Below are 17440 nucleotides of genomic sequence, written 5' to 3'. Positions count from 1 at the left end.
GAAGTATCGGCAAAAATGGCCGTATGACCGGCTTATTGGCACTGTCACGCCCCACCATGCGACGCCTCTACCAGGGGCTCGTCCTGCTGAGCGTGCTGGCGCTCGCCCCGCCGACCTGGGCCCGGCTGTCCAGCTCCGGGCACACAGCGGTCGCCGACTCCTCCCCCACCTGGACCACGGGCGTCCCCCCGGCCCCCACGGCGCTGGTCCTCGGCGCCGCCGCCCCCGGTGGCCGTCCCTCCCCGATGCTGGCCAGGCGGCTGGACGTCTCCGCCGAGCTGTACCGGTCGGGCAGGGTGCGGACCCTGCTGCTGTCCGGCGACAACAGCAGGAAGGACTACGACGAGCCGACCGCCATGCGCGACTACCTGATCGCCCGCGGCGTCCCCCCACGCGCCCTCGTGCTCGACTACGCGGGCTTCGACACCTGGGACTCGTGTGTACGGGCCCGCCAGGTGTTCGGGGCGACCAAGGTCACCGTGGTGACGCAGCTCTTCCACCTGCCCAGGGCCGTGACGCTGTGCCGCGCCGCGGGCCTGGAGACGTTCGGCGTCGGCGACGACTCGGCCACCCGATGGGCCGCGACCACCTACGCCGGTGCCGTCCGCGAGTTCGGCGCCGCCGCGAAGGGCTTCCTGGACGCGGTCGTGCTGCGCTCCTCCCCCGTCTTCCCGGGGCCGCGCGAGACCACCCTGGACACCGCGCTCCGTACGGCGGCTCAGTCGGGACGCGGGTAGGGGGCCTGCCGGGGGTGCGGTGAGTACGGCGTGGGCCCCCAGGGCTGCGCCTGCGCGCCGTACGGCCCGGCACCGCCGGGGGCGCTCGGCGGCGGGAACGCCGAGCGGGCGTCGGCCATGCACTGCAGCAGGGCCTGCTGCTCCTCGTTGAACGTGTGCTCGTCGATCACGTGTCGTCTGGCCCGCTCGTGCAGCAGGCCCAGCTCGGTGGCGGCGAGCTGGTAGTCGCGCATCGCCCGCAGCCCCGCGCCGCCACCGTTCTCCTTCGCCCACTGCCTGGCGTTGCGGCGCCCGGGCAGTGAGGAGAGCATGACCACGTCGTACGGCCCGACCAGGCCCGTCGCCCCGTAGGCGGGCAGGTAGGTGGTGATCAGCCCGACGATCCGCTTGCGGTCCCTGAAGACGATCCAGATCAGCACCACCAGCACGACCAGCAGCAGCAGGTAGGCGGCGGCCAGGCCGCCCACGCCCACGTAGGAGGCCAGGCCGTTCCAGATGCCGTGCAGCAGCATGGCGCCGGCCCAGCCCGCCGCGACCACCCAGATGCGTCCCGGCCCCCGGCGCTGGGCGGCGTAGGCGACCGCGACGCCGATCATCGAGGTGAACAGCGGGTGGGCGAACGGCGACAGGATGCCCCGCAGCACGACCGTCACGGCCAGCCCCCTGGCCCCCATCTCGTGCAGGGCGGCCACGTAGTAGCTGACGTTCTCGCTCATCGCGAAGCCGAGGCCGACCATGCTGGCGTAGATGACCCCGTCGGTCGGCCCGTCGAGCTCGGCCCGCCTGAACCTGAGCAGGCCCAGCAGGACCAGGCCCTTCATCGTCTCCTCGACCACCGGGGCGCCGAAGGTGGCGGCGATGTTGCGCGCGCTGTCGTAGCCGAGCTGGACGGTGCTCTCGATGTAGATCAGGCCGAGGGAGTTGACCACACCGGCCACCAGGACCGCGACCCCGGCGCCCCAGGCGAAGGCGAAGATCAGGTTGCTGCGGGGCTCGGGCTCCATCCGGTCCAGCGCCAGCACCGCCGCCAGCAGCACGGGGACCGGCGCGAGCGCCAGGGCCAGGGCGATGAAGAAGTAGACCGGATCTCCGTTGAGCAGGTCGAAGGAGAAGGAGGCCAGCGCGCACAGACCGGCCACGACGAGCCCCGCGATCAGCGCGACGGACGGGCGGTCCCTCAAGACCCAGCGGGGATCACGGCTCGCCATGCGGCAACCGTAACCGATCAGCCACGACGTGTCCCCTCTCGCCTCATGGTGGTCCGTAACCGGCCACGAAGAGGTATTGCCGGACAGGGCGGCACGAAACGGTGGGACCCCTCGGAACGGGCGGGCTCAGACGAGCAGGGAGTCGACGGCGACCGCGAGGAAGAGCAACGCCAGATAGGCGTTCGACCAGTGGAAGAAGCGCATCGGCCGCAGGTCCACACCGGTCTTGCCCGCGTTGACCCGGCCGAGGAGGCGGTAGACCTCCCACAGGCAGGCCGCGCCGAGGACGGTGGCCACGACGGGGTACAGGAGCGTCGTCCCCGCGATCGGCCACAGCAGCAGCGAGCACAGCACCGTGGCCCAGGTGTAGGCCAGGCTCTCCAGCACCACCCGGCGCTCGGTGGCGACCACGGGAAGCATGGGGACCTTCGCCGCGGCGTAGTCCTCCTTGTAGCGCATGGCCAGGGTCCAGGTGTGCGGCGGCGTCCAGAAGAACACCACGCCGAAGAGCACGACGGGGGCCCAGGAGAGGCTCCCGGTGACGCCCGCCCAGCCGATCAGCACCGGCATGCAGCCCGCGATGCCGCCCCACACCACGTTCTGCGGGGTCCTGCGCTTGAGGATCATCGAGTAGACGAGCACGTAGAAGAGGTTGGCCGCCAGCGAGAGCAGCGCGGCGAGCCAATTCACCGTCAAACCCAGGCCAAGAGTCGACAGCACGCCGAGGACGACGCCGAAGATCAGCGCGTTCGTCGGCGGCACCTGGTCACGGGCCAGCGGGCGGCGCCGGGTGCGGCGCATCGCCGCGTCGATGTCGCGGTCGATGTAGCAGTTCAGCGCGTTGGCGCTGCCTGCGGAAAGGGTGCCGAAGACCAGCGTGCAGACGGCGATCCACAGCGGGGGCAGGCCCTTGGCCGCCAGGAACATCACCGGCAGCGTCGTGATCAGCAGCAGCTCGATGATCCGCGGCTTGGTGAGGGCGACATAGGCCTTCACGACGTCGCCGAACGAGCGCGGCGCGTCGGACGCGGCCGCCTCCGTCGCGGGCGGGGTCGTCGATTGCTTGTCGGTCAGCACCATTTACGGCGCTTCCAGCACGTGCGGGGTCAACGCGTAACCTCTGATTGAGAGCGAATCCGTGGATGCGGGCACCAGCCAGCCTGAGCAATCAACTGTAGTTGTTGGGGTGGCCGGTTCCGGCATGGGGTGGGGAAGCGGCACGATGTGATGCCTTGGGGGGCTGTGTCCACATCTGTTGAAGCTCCTGCGGACTCGCCCCGGCTCAGCCTACGCAACGGTAGCGATGCCGAACCGTTAGGGTCCGGTGTGGGCGGGAAAAGCCAAACCGGCGCCACCATCACACGAATAGATCCGGAGATCGAGCAGTTGAGCAGCGAACTCGTGCCAGCCCTTGAATGGAGCGACCTTGACCGCCGGGCGGTCGACGTCGTACGGGCCCTGGCGATGGACGCGGTAGAGAAGGCGGGATCCGGTCACCCGGGCACCGCGATGAGCCTGGCGCCCGCCGCCTACCTGCTTTTCCAGCGGTTGATGCGCCATGACCCCTCCGATCCCACGTGGGTGGGCCGGGACCGTTTCGTGCTCTCCGCCGGGCACTCAAGCCTGACCCTCTACATCCAGCTCTTCCTGTCCGGCTACGGACTGTCCCTCGACGACCTGAAGAGCCTCCGCCAGTGGGGCAGCCTCACCCCGGGGCACCCCGAGCACGGCCACACCGTCGGCGTCGAGACGACCACGGGCCCGCTGGGCCAGGGCATCGGCAACGCCGTCGGCATGGCCATGGCCGCCCGCCGTGAGCGCGGCCTGTTCGACCCGGCCGCCGCCGAGGGCACCAGCCCCTTCGACCACACCATCTGGTGCATCGCCTCCGAGGGCGACATCGAGGAGGGCATCAGCCACGAGGTCAGCGCCCTGGCCGGTCACCAGAAGCTCGGCAACCTGGTCGTCGTCTTCGACAGCAACCACATCTCCATCGAGGACGACACCCAGATCGCGCTGAGCGAGGACATCGTCAAGCGCTACGAGGCGTACGGCTGGCACGTCCAGACCGTCGACTGGACGGCGGGCGACACCTACTCGGAGAACGTCGCGGAGCTGTACCAGGCCCTTGAGGCCGCCCGCGCCGAGACCGGGAAGCCCTCCTTCATCAGGCTGCGCACCGTCATCGGCTGGCCCGCGCCCAACAAGCAGAACACCGGCAAGGTCCACGGCTCGGCCCTGGGCGCCGACGAGGTCGCCGCCACCAAGGAGATCCTGGGGCTCGACCCGGCCAAGAGCTTCGACGTTCCCGGCGAGGTGCTGGAGCACGCCCGCGAGGTGGTCGCGCGGGGCCGCGCCGCCCACGCCGAGTGGGAAAAGGGCTACATCGCCTGGCGGGAGGCCAACCCCGAGCGGGCCGCGGAGTTCGACCGCATCTCCGCCAGGCTGCTGCCCGCCGGCTGGACCGAGGCGCTGCCGGCCTTCGAGCCCGGCGCCTCCGTGGCGACCCGCAAGGCCTCCGGCGAGGTGCTGGGCAGCCTGGCACGGGTGCTGCCCGAGCTGTGGGGCGGCTCGGCCGACCTCGCCGAGTCGAACAACACCACGATGAAGGGCGAGCCGTCCTTCATCCCCGACGAGTACCAGACCAAGGAGTTCCCCGGGAACCGCTACGGCAGGACGCTGCACTTCGGCATCCGCGAGCACGGCATGGGGGCCATCCTCAACGGCATCGCGCTGCACGGCGGCACCCGGCCCTACGGTGGCACGTTCCTGGTCTTCAGCGACTACATGCGCCCCGCCGTACGGCTGGCTGCGCTGATGCAGCTGCCGGTCGTCTACGTGTGGACGCACGACTCCATCGGCCTCGGCGAGGACGGCCCGACCCACCAGCCGATCGAGCACCTGTGGTCGCTGCGCGCCATTCCCGGCCTCGACGTGGTGCGGCCCGCCGACGCCAACGAGACCGTCGCCGCCTGGCGGACCGTGATCGAGCACACCGACCGCCCGGCCGCGCTGGCGCTGACCCGGCAGAACCTGCCGGTCTACGAGGGCACCGCCGACGCGGAGAAGGTCGCCAGGGGCGCCTACGTGCTCCAGGACGCCTCAGACGGGCAGCCCGACGTCATCCTGATCGGCACCGGCTCGGAGGTCGAACTGGCCGTCGGGGCCCGTGAGCTCCTTGAGGCCCAGGGCATCTCCGCCCGGGTCGTCTCGATGCCGTGCGTCGAGTGGTTCAACGCCCAGGACGCCGCCTACCGGCAGACGGTGCTGCCGCCGGCGGTCCGCGCGAGGGTCGCCGTCGAGGCGGGAATCGGGCTGGGCTGGCGGGAGTTCGTGGGAGATGAGGGGGAAGTGGTCAGCCTGGAGCACTTCGGAGCCTCGGCTCCCTACAGGACCCTTTACGAGCAGTTCGGTCTCACCGCCGAGCGCGTGGCCGCCGCAGCCAAGGCAAGCCTCGCCAGGACCGGGGCCGACAAGGGCGAGACGACGGGAAATTGATCATGAGTGAGATTCTCAAGAGCCTATCCGACCAGGGCGTCTCCATCTGGCTTGACGACATCAGCCGGGAGCGCCTGCGCACCGGCAACCTGGAGGCGCTGATCCGCGACAAGCACGTGGTCGGCGTCACCTCCAACCCGACGATCTTCGCCTCGGCGCTGAGCAAGGGCGACGCCTACGACACCCAGCTCCACGACCTCGCCGTGCGGAGGGTGGAGGTCGAGGAGGCGGTGCGCGCCATCACCACCTACGACATCCGCTGGGCCGCCGACGTGCTCAGGCCCGTCTACGACGCCACCGGCGGCGTCGACGGCAGGGTCTCCATCGAGGTCGACCCCCGCCTGGCCAGGAAGACGGACGAGACCGTCGCCGAGGCGCGGGCGCTGTGGTGGATGGTGGACCGTCCCAACCTGTTCATCAAGATCCCCGCGACGGCCGAGGGCCTGCCCGCGATCACGCAGGCGATCTCGGAGGGCATCAGCGTCAACGTCACGCTGATCTTCTCCCTCGAACGCTACCGCGCGGTCCTGGACGCCTGGCTGACCGGCCTCGAACGGGCCAAGGCCAACGGCCTGAACCTGGCGGGCATCGAGTCGGTCGCCTCCTTCTTCGTCAGCCGGGTCGACACCGAGATCGACAAGCGCCTGGACAAGGTCGGCACCCCCGAGGCCGGGGCCCTCAAGGGCAAGGCCGCGGTCGCCAACGCCCGCCTGGCCCACGCCGCCTACGAGGACGTGGTCAACTCTCCGCGCTGGCAGGCGCTGAGCGCCGCGGGGGCCCGCCCGCAGCGCCCGCTGTGGGCCTCGACCGGCACCAAGGACCCCAGCTACCCCGACACCCTCTACGTCGACGAGCTGGTCACCCGGAACACGGTCAACACCATGCCGGAGAAGACCCTCAACGCCGTCGCCGACCACGGCCGCGTCACCGGTGACACCGTCCGCCCCCACTACGAGGACGCCTGGAACACCATGGCCGCCCTCAAGGAGGCCGGCATCGACTACGACGACGTCGTGCGGGTGCTGGAGGAGGAGGGCGTCGAGAAGTTCGAGGCCTCCTGGAACGAGCTGCTGGCCACCGTCGCCGCCGAACTCCGGAAGGCGTGAAACACATGTCGGTTTCCGTGACGTTCGCCGAGGAGAAGCTCGCCGAGCAGGCCGCCGAGGCGGCCGCCCGGCTCGCCTCAGAGGGCGTTCCCGAGGCCCTCTCCAACGGAGACCCCGCCCTGTGGGGCCCGGACGCCGCGGCCGAGGCCGCGATCCGTCTCGGCTGGCTCGACCTTCCGCTGAGCAGCAGGCAGCTGCTGCCGCAGATCGGCGAGCTGGTCGAGCGGGCCCGCGAGCGGGGCCTCGACCACGTGGTCCTGGCCGGCATGGGCGGCTCCTCACTGGCCCCCGAGGTCATCACCACGACCGCCGACGTGCCGCTGACCGTGCTCGACACGACCGACCCCGGCCAGGTGCTGCGCGCGCTGCGCGACAGGCTCGACCGCACGGTCCTGGTCGTCGCCAGCAAGAGCGGTGGCACCGTCGAGACCGACAGCCACCGGCGCATCTACGAGAAGGCCTTCCGTGAGGCGGGCATCGACCCGGCCGAGCGGATCGTCGTGGTCACCGACCCCGGCTCACCGCTTGAGCGGATCGCCGTCGAGGCCGGTTACCCGGTCGTCCTGGCCGACCCGAACGTCGGTGGCCGCTACAGCGCCCTGACGGCCTTCGGCCTGGTGCCCAGCGCACTGGCCGGCGCCGACGTCGAACGGCTACTCGACGAGGCCGCCGAGGTGCGGCCGCTGCTCGCGCGGTCCGAGGGCAATCCCGGCCTGGAGCTGGGCGCCGCCCTCGGCGCCGCCGCGCTCGCCGGGCGCGACAAGCTCGTGCTTGAGGACGGCCTGTCCGAGATCAACGGCCTGCCCGACTGGATCGAGCAGCTGATCGCCGAGTCGACCGGCAAGTCCGGCAGGGGCATCCTGCCGGTCGTCGGCGCCGACCCGGGTGAGGCTCCGGACGAGCTGGTCGCCGGGATCGACTCCGACGGGGTGGTCACGGTCGGCGGCCCGCTGGGAGCCCAGTTCCTGGTGTGGGAGTACGCCACGGCCGTCGCGGGCCGCCTGCTGGGCATCGACCCCTTCAACCAGCCGAACGTGGCCGAGTCGAAGGAGAACACCGGCAGGCTGCTCGACCGGGAGGAGCTGCCCACGGGCACGCCGATCCTGGTCGACGGCCCGGTCGAGGTGTACGGCGAGCTGCCCGGCGGCGAGGTCCCCAAGGACCTGCCCGAGGTGCTCACCCGCCTGCTGGAGGCCGTCCCCGAGGACGGCTATCTGGCGATCATGGCCTACCTCGACAGGGAGGCGGCCTTCGACGCCCCGCACGCCGAGGACGCCTCCTTCGAGGAGATGACCGACGCCTGGAGCGCCGCCGACCCGGCGACGCTGCGCGGCCGCCTGGCGGTGCGCACCGAGCGGCCGGTCACCTTCGGGTGGGGCCCCCGTTTCCTGCACTCGACCGGCCAGTACCACAAGGGCGGCCCGCAGAACGGTGTGTTCCTGCAGATCACCGGGGCCGTCGAGGAGGACGTCGAGGTGCCCGGCAAGCCGTACACGCTGGGCAGGCTGCAGCTGGCGCAGGCTCTGGGAGACCAGGACGCGCTGGCCGGGCGGGGACGGCCCGCGGTACGACTCCACCTGACCGACCGCACCGCCGGTGTCGCACGCCTCCTTGAGGCTGCGCGGGAGGCCTGAATGAGTGACAAGCAGTCCGGAGCCCGCCCGGCAGAGGCGGAGCCGGAGGACGTGCGCGGCGAGGACGCGCACGCCGACCCCGTGGGGGGCGAGCGGTCCGCGGCCGAGACGTCCGCGGCGGCGACCGTCAGCACCACCGAGGCCCTGATCGAGTCCAATCCGCTGCGCGACCCCCGCGACAAGCGGCTGCCCCGGGTCGCGGGCCCGTGCGTGCTGGTCCTGTTCGGCGTGACGGGCGACCTGGCACGCAAGAAGCTGCTGCCGGCGATCTACGACCTGGCGAACCGGGGGCTGCTGCCCCCCGGTTTCTCCCTGGTCGGTTTCGCCCGCCGTGACTGGCAGGACCAGGACTTCGCGCAGCTCACCCATGACGCCGTCAAGGAGCACGCGCGCACGCCCTTCCGCGAGGAGGTCTGGAAGCAGCTCTCCGAGGGCATCTTCTTCTGCCCCGGGGAGTTCACCGACGACGGGGCCTTCGACGCGCTGGCCATGATGCTCAAGGAGATCGACCAGACCAGGGGGACGGGCGGCAACTACGGGTTCTACCTGTCGGTTCCGCCGAAGTTCTTCCCGGTGGTGGTCCAGCAGCTCAAGCGCACGGGGCTGGCCAACGCCCCGGAGGGCTCCTGGCGCCGCGTGGTGATCGAGAAGCCCTTCGGGCACGACCTGCGGAGCGCCCAGGAGCTCAACGCGATCACCAGCGCCGTCTTCCCGGAGAGCTCGGTGTTCCGCATCGACCACTACCTGGGCAAGGAGACCGTCCAGAACATCCTGGCGCTGCGCTTCGCCAACAACCTGTTCGAGCCGATCTGGAACCGGGGTTACGTCGACCACGTCCAGATCACGATGGCCGAGGACATCGGCATCGGCGGCAGGGCCGGATACTACGACGGCATCGGCGCGGCCCGTGACGTCATCCAGAACCACCTGCTGCAGCTGCTCGCGCTGGTGGCGATGGAGGACCCGACGTCGTTCGGGGCCGACTCGCTGCGCAGGGAGAAGGAGAAGGTCCTCAAGGCGGTGCAGCTTCCGCCGGACCTGGAGCTGTCCACCGCCAGGGGTCGTTACGGGCCGGGCTGGCAGGGCGGGGAGCCGGTGGCGGGCTACACCCAGGAGGACGGCATCCCGCCGGACTCCATCACCGAGACCTACGCCGCGGTCAAGCTGGAGATCGCCAACCGCCGCTGGGCCGGGGTGCCGTTCTACCTGCGCACCGGCAAGCGCCTCAGCCGCAGGGTGACCGAGGTCGCGGTGATCTTCCAGCGTGCGCCGCACCTGCCGTTCAGCAAGGACGACACCGAGATCCTGGGGCAGAACGCCCTGGTCATCCGGGTCCAGCCGGACGAGGGCATCACGGTGCGCTTCGGTTCGAAGGTGCCGGGGACCGCGATGGAGGTCAGGGACGTCTCGATGGACTTCGCCTACGGCGAGTCGTTCATGGAGTCCTCCCCCGAGGCCTACGAGCGGCTGCTGCTGGACGTGCTGATCGGTGATCCGCCGCTCTTCCCGCACCAGCGGGAGGTCGAGCTGTCGTGGAAGATCCTCGACCCGATCGAGGACTTCTGGGCCACCCAGGGCCCGCCGGAGGAGTATCCCTCCGGCACCTGGGGTCCCACCTCGGCCGACGAGATGATGGCCCGCGACGGACGCGAGTGGAGGAGGTTGTAGATGACGAGCTTCATGCTCACCGGCACGACGGCGTCGAAGATCTCCTCCCAGCTCACCCAGCTGCGGCACCAGATGGGCACCCCCGCGGTCGGCATGGTGCTGACGCTGGTGGTGGTGTGCGACGAGGGCAACCAGTACGACGCGGTCAGGGCGGCGACCGAGGCGGCCAGGGAGCACCCCTCCCGGATACTGGTCGTCATCCCCCGTGACCAGAGGGAGCCCAACCGTCTCGACGCCGAGATCCGGGTCGGCGAGACGACCCCGGGCGAGGTGATCCTGCTGCGCCTGTACGGCGAGCTCACCGAGCACGCCGAATCGGTGATCGGCCCGCTGCTGCTGACCGACACCCCGGTGGTCGTCTGGTGGCCGGGCTCCTGCCCCGCCATCCCGGCGAAGGACCCGATCGGCCTGCTCGCGCAGCGCCGCATCGTCGACGCCAGGTCGGCCGCCGACTCGGTCGAGGCGATCACGGGCCGGTCGAAGGGGTACGTGCCCGGCGACACCGACCTGGCCTGGACCCGGCTGACGACGTGGCGGAGCCTGCTGGCCGCCGTGTTCGACCAACCGGTCAGCAAGGTCAAGAAGGGGGTCGTCGAGGCCGTACCGGGGCACGCGAGCGCGCTGCTGCTGGCGGCGTGGCTGAGCGAGCGCCTCGGCGTCCCGGTCAAGGTCGTCGACTCGGAGGGGCCGGGCCTGACCGCGGTCAGGCTGACCACCACCAACGGCGACATCTCCATCACCCGTGGCGACGGGCGGCTGGCCACGTTGTCACGTCCCGGCAGGCCCGACCGGCAGGTCGCGCTGACCAGGCGGCCGACCGCGGAACTGCTCGCCGAGGAGATGCGCCGTCTCGACCCGGACGAGATCTACGAGGCCGCGATCCGGCGGATCGCCCGCGGCCGCAAGTCCTGAAACCCGGGTGAGGCGTCCCGCGGTCCGCTGCGGGACGCCCTCACGGCGGGGCTCCCATACCGAAGGCCCGGCCGTGGCACCCGCCGAGAGTTCTTGAGAGAGAAGTCCCGTGAGCGTTCCCACTGTGATCATTCATCGTGACGCCGACATGCTCGCCAAGGCGGTCGCCGCCCGGGTGATCACCGGCCTCGTCGACGTCCAGTCGAGCCGGGGCTCGGCCTCCCTGGTGCTGACCGGCGGCACCGTCGGCATCGCGACCCTGGCCGAGATCGCGGCCAGCCCCGCCCGTGACGCGATCGACTGGCGGCACCTGGACATCTGGTGGGGTGACGAGCGCTTCCTGCCGTCCGGCGACCCCGAGCGCAACGAGACCGGCGCCCGTGCCTCCCTGCTCGACCAGGTCGACCTCGACCCCGCCCGTGTCCACGTGATGCGCGGCCCCGACTCCGGGATGACGGCCGAGGAGTCCGCCGACGCCTACGCCGAGAAGCTGCACCGCGCCGCGCTCCCCGAGGATCACGGGCCCGCGCCGTCGTTCGACATCCTTCTGCTGGGCATGGGCCCGGACGGCCATGTCGCCTCGCTGTTCCCCGGCATGCCCGCGCTCTACGAGACCCGTCCCGTGGTCGCGGTGCACGGTTCGCCGAAGCCGCCGCCCACCCGGATCTCACTGACGCTGCCGGTCATCCAGGCGGCGCGTGAGGTGTGGGTGGTCGCCGCCGGCGCGGAGAAGGCCTCCGCCGTACGGCTGGCGCTGTCCGACACGGGGCCGGTGCAGATTCCCGCGGCGGGCGCCCGCGGCAGGCAGCGGACGCTGTTCCTGCTGGACAGGGCCGCGGCCGCCAAGATCCCCGCCTCCCTCGGCCGGATCTCCTCCCCCTGACCCCGTCCCCCGTCGTATGACGGCGGGTCAGCGGACAGGTCGCGCACCCGGCTGGAGACTCACCCCGGGAACGCCCCGGCCAGTGTGCCGACCGCGAGCCTGGCCTCGACCACGCCGGGGTCGTCGGTCGGGGTGACCGCCGCTCCCAGCGAGGCCAGCAGGGCGAGCATTCGCGCGTTGTCCGTGAGCATCGCGGCCCTGACCTCGGCGAGTCCCAGATCGCGGGCGGCGGTGAGGATCATCCTGGCCAGCGCGGCGCCCAGTCCCATGCCCTGCCAGCGGTCCTCGACCAGCAGGGCCATCCTTGCGGTCCCCGGTCCGGGGGTGAGCGCGAGGGTGGCCACGGCGATGACCTGCCCGTCGTGCCCGGCCACCAGCGACCGGCCCCGGGAGCGGTCACAGAGCCGGTCGAAGGCCTGGGGCGGCAGCACGGGCTCCGGGGTGAGGTAGCGGAAGCGGCGGGACTCCGGCGAGCAGCGGTCGTGCAGGTCGCGAACCGCCTCGCGGTAGAGCTCGGTGAGCGGGCGGACCCGCGCCTGGGTGCCGTCGGACAGCGTGACGACCCGTTCGGCGCCGGGCCGCTGCCGCAGGGTCGGCTGGGCCAGCCGTACGAAGGAGGCGGCCCTGGCGGCCTCCGTCAGGGTGAAGGGCAGCCCGGCCCTGCGCAGCCGCACGGAGCGGCGCGGAGTCACCGGGACGGTCAGCAGCGTCGGGTCAGGAAGGTCGCCCCTCTCCGCGCCGTCGACCCAGCGGGCGTCCTCGGCGCGCAGCAGTTCGGCCAGCAGTTCGGGGAGGCGCCAGGGCTCCGCGCGCAACCCGGCGGCGAGCAGCAGGGCGCGGGTCGGCTCGTCGGTCAGCTCGTGGGCGGTCGCGGTGACGACCTGGACCTGGCGGCCGCCCGCCTCCTCAAGCACCCGGCGCACCGTCTCGGGTCCCGAGGGGATGTCGGCGAGGAACTCGTCCACGGTGCCCTCGGTGTCGGACTGGACGCTCAGGCCCAGGATGTTGCCACCCTTGTCCGCCAGTGCGGCGGCCAGCGAGGACAGCCGCCCGGGACGCTCGTCAACCGTGGTACGAATCCTCAGAAACCCCATCGGATCACTCCCTCTGTCAGGCACAGCCTGCCGCGTCTCCGTTACGGGAGCGCTACACGGGAGTGAGACCCCAGTTACGTCATGAAATATCACCCATGATGCGTTTATACAACGGTTTCCGTTGGAAGGTTCGTACTAATTGACGGATATAGCAGTATGTATGGCCATGAGCACGCGTGTTCCACTCTCCGATGACTTCGTCAACGGAGACGTCTCCTTCTGGTACCGCTCCCTCGGCCTTCCCGAGGCGGGTGCCCCCCTCGGCGGCGACCGCGACGCCGACGTGGCGATCGTCGGCGCGGGCTACACCGGTCTGTGGACGGCGTATTACCTGAAGAAGGCGCGACCGGAACTGCGGGTCGTCGTACTGGAGAAGGAGTTCGCCGGATACGGCGCCTCGGGACGCAACGGCGGCTGGCTCGTCGGCGAGCTGGCCGGAACGCCGGAACGCTACGCCAGGACACACGGCGTCGAGGCGGCCAGACGGCTGCAGCGGGTGATGTTCGAGGCGGTCGACGAGGTCGTGACCGTCGCCGGGGAGGAGGGCGTCGACGCCGACATCGTCAAGGGCGGCGTGACCACGGTGGCGACCAACGCCGCCCAGGACCGGCGGCTGCGTGAGCTGCTCGCGCACGAACGGCACTGGGGCTGGACGGAGGAGGACGTCAGGCTGCTCGACCCGGCCGAACGGGAGGCCCGCCTTCGGGTCGAGGGGGCGGTCAGCGCGATCTGGAGCCCGCACTGCGCCCGCATCCAGCCGGCCAAGCTCGCCCGTGGCCTGGCGCGGGCCGTACGGGACCTCGGGGTGGAGATCGTCGAACGCACCCCCGTCATCGAGATCGCGCCGGGGCGGGCCCGCACGCCGTACGGCACCGTCCGCGCCGACTACGTCATCAGGGCGACCGAGGGGTTCACCGCGGAACTCCGGCAGTACCACCGGGCCTGGCTGCCGATGAACAGCTCCATGATCGTCACCGAGCCGCTCGGCGAGCTGTGGGACGAGATCGGCTGGGAGGGCTGCGAGCTGCTCGGCGACATGGCGCACTACTACATGTACGCCCAGCGCACCGCGGATGGCAGGATCGCCTTCGGCGGGCGCGGCAAGCCCTACCTGTACGGCTCGCGCGTCGACGACAGGGGGCACACGCACAGCTGGACGATCGAGGCGCTGTGGGAGCTGCTGACCGGCATGTTCCCCGCCGTGCGCGCCTCCAGGGTGGCCCACGCCTGGTCCGGCGTGCTCGGTGTGCCCCGCGACTGGTGCGCGAGCGTGCACGTCGACCACGCCACCGGCATCGGCTGGGCGGGCGGCTACACCGGGCACGGGGTGACCACGACCAACCTGGCGGGCCGTACACTGCGGGACCTGATCCTGCGCCGGGACACCGAGCTGGCCTCGCTGCCCTGGGTCGGCCGCAGGGTGCGAGGCTGGGAGGTCGAGCCGCTGCGCTGGATCGGGGTACACGCCATGTACGACCTGTACCGCAGGGCGGACGCCAGGGAGCGGGCCGGGCTGGGCCGTACCTCCGTCCTGGCACGGGTCGCCGACTCCATCACCGGACGCTGAGCCACGACCGTCACCGCACACAGAGGAGAGCCATGACCCACCCGTCCCACGTGTACGCGGAGGAGCGGTGAACGACATCCTGTTCCGCGGCGGCCGGGCGTTCCTGGCCGCGGACGCCTTCGCCGAGGCCGTGCTGGTCCGTGACGGCAGGATCGCCGCCGTCGGCCCCCAGAGCGACCTCCTACGGCGGGCCGCCCCCGGCCACGAGACCGTGGACCTGGACGGCGGCCTGCTGATCCCCGGCGTCACCGACGCGCACATCCACCCGGTGCAGGCGGGCCTCGAACGGGCCAGGTGCGACCTGTCCGAGGTCTACGGCCTGCCGGAGTACCTGGAGCGGATCATCTCCTACGCGGAGGCGAACACCACCCGCGAGTGGATCGACGGCGGCGGCTGGGACATGGCGGCCTTCCCGGGCGGCCTGCCGCACCGCTCACAGATCGACTTCCTCGACCGGCCCGCCTACCTGCTCCAGCGCGACCACCACGCGGCCTGGGTCAACACCCTCGCCCTGCGGCGGGCGGGCATCACCCGCGAGACGCCCGACCCGCCGGACGGACGCATCGAGCGCGACCCGGACGGCACGCCGAGCGGCGTGCTGCACGAGGGCGCGATGGACCTGGTCGGGCTGCTCGCACCGAGCCCGACGCCGGGCGACATGGCCGACGCGCTCGTCGAGGCCCAGAACCACCTGTTCTCCCTGGGCGTCACGGGCTGGCAGGACGCCATCGTCGGCTCCTACGCGGGCTGGGACGACCAGTTGCCCGTCTACCTGTCGGCCGCCGCCTCGGGGCGGCTGAGGGCCAGGGTCGTCGGCGCGCTGTGGTGGGACCGCACCCGTGGCGCCGAGCAGATCCCCGAGCTGATCGAACGCCGTGCCTCGGCCGAGGGCCTGGAGCGCTTCCGCGCCACCTCGGTGAAGATCATGCAGGACGGCATCACCGAGAACTTCACCGCCGCGGTGATCGAGCCCTACTGCCGCTGCGGCGGCACCGGCCTCTCCTACGTGGACCCGGCGCTGTTGAAGGGCCACGTCGCCGAACTGGACCGGCACGGCTTCCAGGTGCACTTCCACGCCATCGGCGAGCGCGCGGTCCGCGAGGCCCTCGACAGCTTCGAGGGGACGGACCCCGCCAACCGGCACCACATCGCGCACCTGCAGATCATCGAGCCCTCGGACGTGCCGCGCTTCGCCGCCCTCGGGGTGACCGCCAACCTGCAGCCGCTGTGGGCGACCCATCACGCGCAGATGGACGAGCTGACGATCCCCTTCCTCGGCGAGGAGCGGTCCGCCTGGCAGTACCCCTTCGCCGACCTGCTGCGTTCGGGCGCCCGGTTCTGCGCGGGCAGTGACTGGCCCGTCTCGACCGCCGACCCGTTCCAGGGCATGCACGTCGGGGTCAACCGCACCGAGCCCGGCGGCTCGGTCCACGTGGACTACCCCACCGCCCGGACGCCGTTCCTGCCGGGCCAGTGCCTGGACCTGTCCACCGTGCTGACCGCCTACACCGCGGGCTCGGCCTGGATCAACGGAGACGACGAGGCCGGGGTCATCTCCCCCGGCAACCGCGCGGACCTGGTCGTCCTCGACCGCGACCCGTTCACCGAACCGGCGGCGGACATCTGGCGGACCAGGGTCGCGATGACCTTCGTCGGCGGTGAGGAGGTCTACCACCGCTGACCGGCGGCCCACACCTCGATCGTTTCGCTTGGGCGGCCGTGATCCCGGCGGAGGCGCCGGGACGGGAGACCTCGGACCGCTCATCCGGCCGGGGCGCCCCCGGCGGGGCCCTCACCGCCGCCGGGAGCGATGCGGAGGTCTCCGGGACGGGATCTCAGTCGCAGATCGGTTCCCCGGTCTTGGCGGCGACCCCGACCGCGCTCCAGGCGGCCCTGACGGCGTTCACCTCGGTGCAGCTTCCCGGGTAGAGGGTCGCGGCGGCCTGTACGGTGGCCGCGCGTGCCTTGGCGTAGTTCCAGGGGGCGGTCTTGAGCTGGATGCCACGGTAGAAGATCTCCCCCGCCTTACGGATGCCGATGCCCCTCAGCGCCGAGGGCCCGGAGCAGACGGGGCTGGAGGGCTTGCCCACCGGGTTGGTCCCCTCCGCGAGCAGGTAGAACCAGTGGTTCTGCGGGCCGGCGTCGGTGGTGAAGCGGGTGTAGCAGTTCTTGCCGTCCAGCCGGGAGGGGTTGTACATGTTGCGGACCGGCCCGTCGCCCTTCAGGTCGAACTCCTCACCGATCAGGTAGTCCGGCTCGTCGAGTGTGTCCGGGTGGCCGACGTAGTGTTCGAGCAGCGTGGCGAAGATGTCACCCGACGACTCGTTGAGTCCCTGGTGCTCCTGGCCGTCACCGCCGGAGGAGCCGCTCCAGCCCGAGCCGGACTCCAGGAAGGTCCGCAGACCGTACTCGTGCCCGACCGTGTCCAGTGAGGTGGCCCACTTCGTGCCCGCCTGGTTCCGGCCCAGGGCGACCCACCCGCTCAGGTAGGAGCCGACCACGTCCGGCTTGAGATACACCGGGAGGGTACGGCCCTGCCCATCGGTGCCGTCGCGCCCGAACCAGTCGCGCAGCATGTCCATGTACCGCTGCGCGGCGAACATGCCGTCGACGCAGGCGGTCTCCTGGTTGACCGGGCTCCTGTCGCCCCAGTCGTTGCCACTTTTGACGAGGGGCACACCGAACGCCCCGACGTTGCAGCTCAGTCCCGAGTAGGTGGGATCGCTCATGATGTAGTGGTCGGGGCCTCCCGCGGTCCGCAGGGACACCGGATCGCCGTTGTAGTAGCTGTGGCCCACGCCCTGCTGGACCGGGCTCTCCGGCTCGGACGCCGTAGCCGGTGTGGCCGACGTCAGCGCCGTCACGACCACGACGGCGCCCAGCACGATCTTGGAGGTCATCTGACGGCTCCTTCTTCTGGGGGGTTCCTCGTCAGAATCGACACGTGGAGAACGCCCGTCGCCCGGGTCGTTTTCTCCTGGAAAATACAAATTCGCAAGCGGCACGGCAATGTCCGGCGCTTTTCGGACGACCGGCCGCGCGGCCCGCGACTCGCGAGAGGCGTCCCGTAACGACCGCGCCGTCCCTTCCCCGGCCCCGTGGCGGCGAGGACCCCGCGGGCGCGCCCGCCTAA

General features: G+C 71.3%; 13 protein-coding genes. 9 read left to right on the top strand and 4 right to left on the bottom strand.

Translation table 11 applies throughout. The features are described from left to right. Window positions 1-23: 23 nt before the first annotated feature. On the top strand, window positions 24-737 hold the full coding sequence (locus ACIBVQ_RS30040; protein WP_399181572.1) for a vancomycin high temperature exclusion protein: 714 nt from the start codon (window positions 24-26) through the stop codon (window positions 735-737). Here the strand turns inward: ACIBVQ_RS30040 and ACIBVQ_RS30035 are convergent. Then, the gene (locus ACIBVQ_RS30035) at window positions 719-1945 is read right to left on the bottom strand and encodes a PrsW family intramembrane metalloprotease (RefSeq protein ID WP_352013183.1); all 1227 of its coding nucleotides are present in this window, start codon (window positions 1943-1945) and stop codon (window positions 719-721) included. The two genes, ACIBVQ_RS30040 and ACIBVQ_RS30035, sit on opposite strands and share 19 nt — an antisense overlap. Before the next feature lie 126 nt (window positions 1946-2071). Continuing rightward, complete coding sequence (locus ACIBVQ_RS30030) at window positions 2072-3025, bottom strand: heme o synthase (RefSeq protein ID WP_352013184.1); 954 nt, start codon at window positions 3023-3025, stop codon at window positions 2072-2074. 321 nt (window positions 3026-3346) lie between these two features. Between ACIBVQ_RS30030 and tkt the strand changes: the two genes are divergently transcribed. From tkt to pgl, 6 genes are all read left to right on the top strand, one after another. Further along, window positions 3347-5443: a transketolase gene (tkt, locus tag ACIBVQ_RS30025; RefSeq protein WP_399181570.1), complete on the top strand. Its 2097-nt coding sequence runs from the start codon at window positions 3347-3349 to the stop codon at window positions 5441-5443. A 2-nt stretch (window positions 5444-5445) separates the two neighbouring features. Further along, on the top strand, window positions 5446-6549 hold the full coding sequence (tal, locus tag ACIBVQ_RS30020; protein WP_352013186.1) for a transaldolase: 1104 nt from the start codon (window positions 5446-5448) through the stop codon (window positions 6547-6549). A gap of 5 nt (window positions 6550-6554) precedes the next feature. Next, window positions 6555-8183 carry a glucose-6-phosphate isomerase gene (locus ACIBVQ_RS30015; protein ID WP_362777322.1) on the top strand — a complete coding sequence of 543 codons (1629 nt, stop codon included), beginning with the start codon at window positions 6555-6557 and terminating at the stop codon, window positions 8181-8183. Next, window positions 8184-9851, top strand: a complete 1668-nt coding sequence (gene zwf / locus ACIBVQ_RS30010; RefSeq protein ID WP_352013188.1) for a glucose-6-phosphate dehydrogenase — start codon at window positions 8184-8186, stop codon at window positions 9849-9851. Next, the gene (locus ACIBVQ_RS30005) at window positions 9852-10763 is read left to right on the top strand and encodes a glucose-6-phosphate dehydrogenase assembly protein OpcA (protein WP_399181567.1); all 912 of its coding nucleotides are present in this window, start codon (window positions 9852-9854) and stop codon (window positions 10761-10763) included. Window positions 10764-10872: 109 nt separating this feature from the next. After that, complete coding sequence (gene pgl, locus ACIBVQ_RS30000; RefSeq protein WP_399181565.1) at window positions 10873-11646, top strand: 6-phosphogluconolactonase; 774 nt, start codon at window positions 10873-10875, stop codon at window positions 11644-11646. Between the two features lie 59 nt (window positions 11647-11705). Here the strand turns inward: pgl and ACIBVQ_RS29995 are convergent, their stop codons facing one another. Beyond that, window positions 11706-12740 (bottom strand): GNAT family N-acetyltransferase, encoded by a 1035-nt coding sequence (locus ACIBVQ_RS29995; RefSeq protein WP_386190418.1) that lies wholly within the window; start codon window positions 12738-12740, stop codon window positions 11706-11708. A 166-nt stretch (window positions 12741-12906) separates the two neighbouring features. Between ACIBVQ_RS29995 and ACIBVQ_RS29990 the strand changes: the two genes are divergently transcribed. Both ACIBVQ_RS29990 and ACIBVQ_RS29985 read left to right on the top strand, forming a co-directional pair. Then, window positions 12907-14307, top strand: coding sequence for an FAD-binding oxidoreductase (locus tag ACIBVQ_RS29990; protein ID WP_362777313.1), 1401 nt, complete (start codon window positions 12907-12909; stop codon window positions 14305-14307). Between the two features lie 67 nt (window positions 14308-14374). After that, window positions 14375-15988, top strand: coding sequence for an amidohydrolase (locus tag ACIBVQ_RS29985; RefSeq protein ID WP_399181562.1), 1614 nt, complete (start codon window positions 14375-14377; stop codon window positions 15986-15988). Window positions 15989-16142: 154 nt separating this feature from the next. On the opposite strand, the gene ACIBVQ_RS29980 is transcribed toward ACIBVQ_RS29985, so the two are convergent. Next, a complete protein-coding gene (locus ACIBVQ_RS29980; RefSeq protein WP_399181560.1) occupies window positions 16143-17207 on the bottom strand; it encodes a M4 family metallopeptidase in 1065 nt (354 codons plus the stop codon). Between the last annotated feature and the right edge of the window lie 233 nt (window positions 17208-17440).

This window comes from Streptosporangium sp. NPDC049376 (genome assembly GCF_044466505.1).
GTDB lineage: Bacteria > Actinomycetota > Actinomycetes > Streptosporangiales > Streptosporangiaceae > Streptosporangium.
Note: the sequence above shows the minus strand (reverse complement) of the source record. Positions and strands in the feature narration are given on the sequence as shown.

What these genes read in the sequence shown, in the direction of transcription:
- ACIBVQ_RS30040 (WP_399181572.1), top strand. Translation starts at nt 24, where the DNA reads ATGACCGGCTTATTGGCACTGTCACGCCCCACCATGCGACGCCTCTAC.
- ACIBVQ_RS30035 (WP_352013183.1), bottom strand. Translation starts at nt 1,945, where the DNA reads ATGGCGAGCCGTGATCCCCGCTGGGTCTTGAGGGACCGCCCGTCCGTC.
- ACIBVQ_RS30030 (WP_352013184.1), bottom strand. Translation starts at nt 3,025, where the DNA reads ATGGTGCTGACCGACAAGCAATCGACGACCCCGCCCGCGACGGAGGCG.
- tal (WP_352013186.1), top strand. Translation starts at nt 5,446, where the DNA reads ATGAGTGAGATTCTCAAGAGCCTATCCGACCAGGGCGTCTCCATCTGG.
- ACIBVQ_RS30015 (WP_362777322.1), top strand. Translation starts at nt 6,555, where the DNA reads ATGTCGGTTTCCGTGACGTTCGCCGAGGAGAAGCTCGCCGAGCAGGCC.
- zwf (WP_352013188.1), top strand. Translation starts at nt 8,184, where the DNA reads ATGAGTGACAAGCAGTCCGGAGCCCGCCCGGCAGAGGCGGAGCCGGAG.
- ACIBVQ_RS30005 (WP_399181567.1), top strand. Translation starts at nt 9,852, where the DNA reads ATGACGAGCTTCATGCTCACCGGCACGACGGCGTCGAAGATCTCCTCC.
- ACIBVQ_RS29995 (WP_386190418.1), bottom strand. Translation starts at nt 12,740, where the DNA reads ATGGGGTTTCTGAGGATTCGTACCACGGTTGACGAGCGTCCCGGGCGG.
- ACIBVQ_RS29990 (WP_362777313.1), top strand. Translation starts at nt 12,907, where the DNA reads ATGAGCACGCGTGTTCCACTCTCCGATGACTTCGTCAACGGAGACGTC.
- ACIBVQ_RS29980 (WP_399181560.1), bottom strand. Translation starts at nt 17,207, where the DNA reads ATGACCTCCAAGATCGTGCTGGGCGCCGTCGTGGTCGTGACGGCGCTG.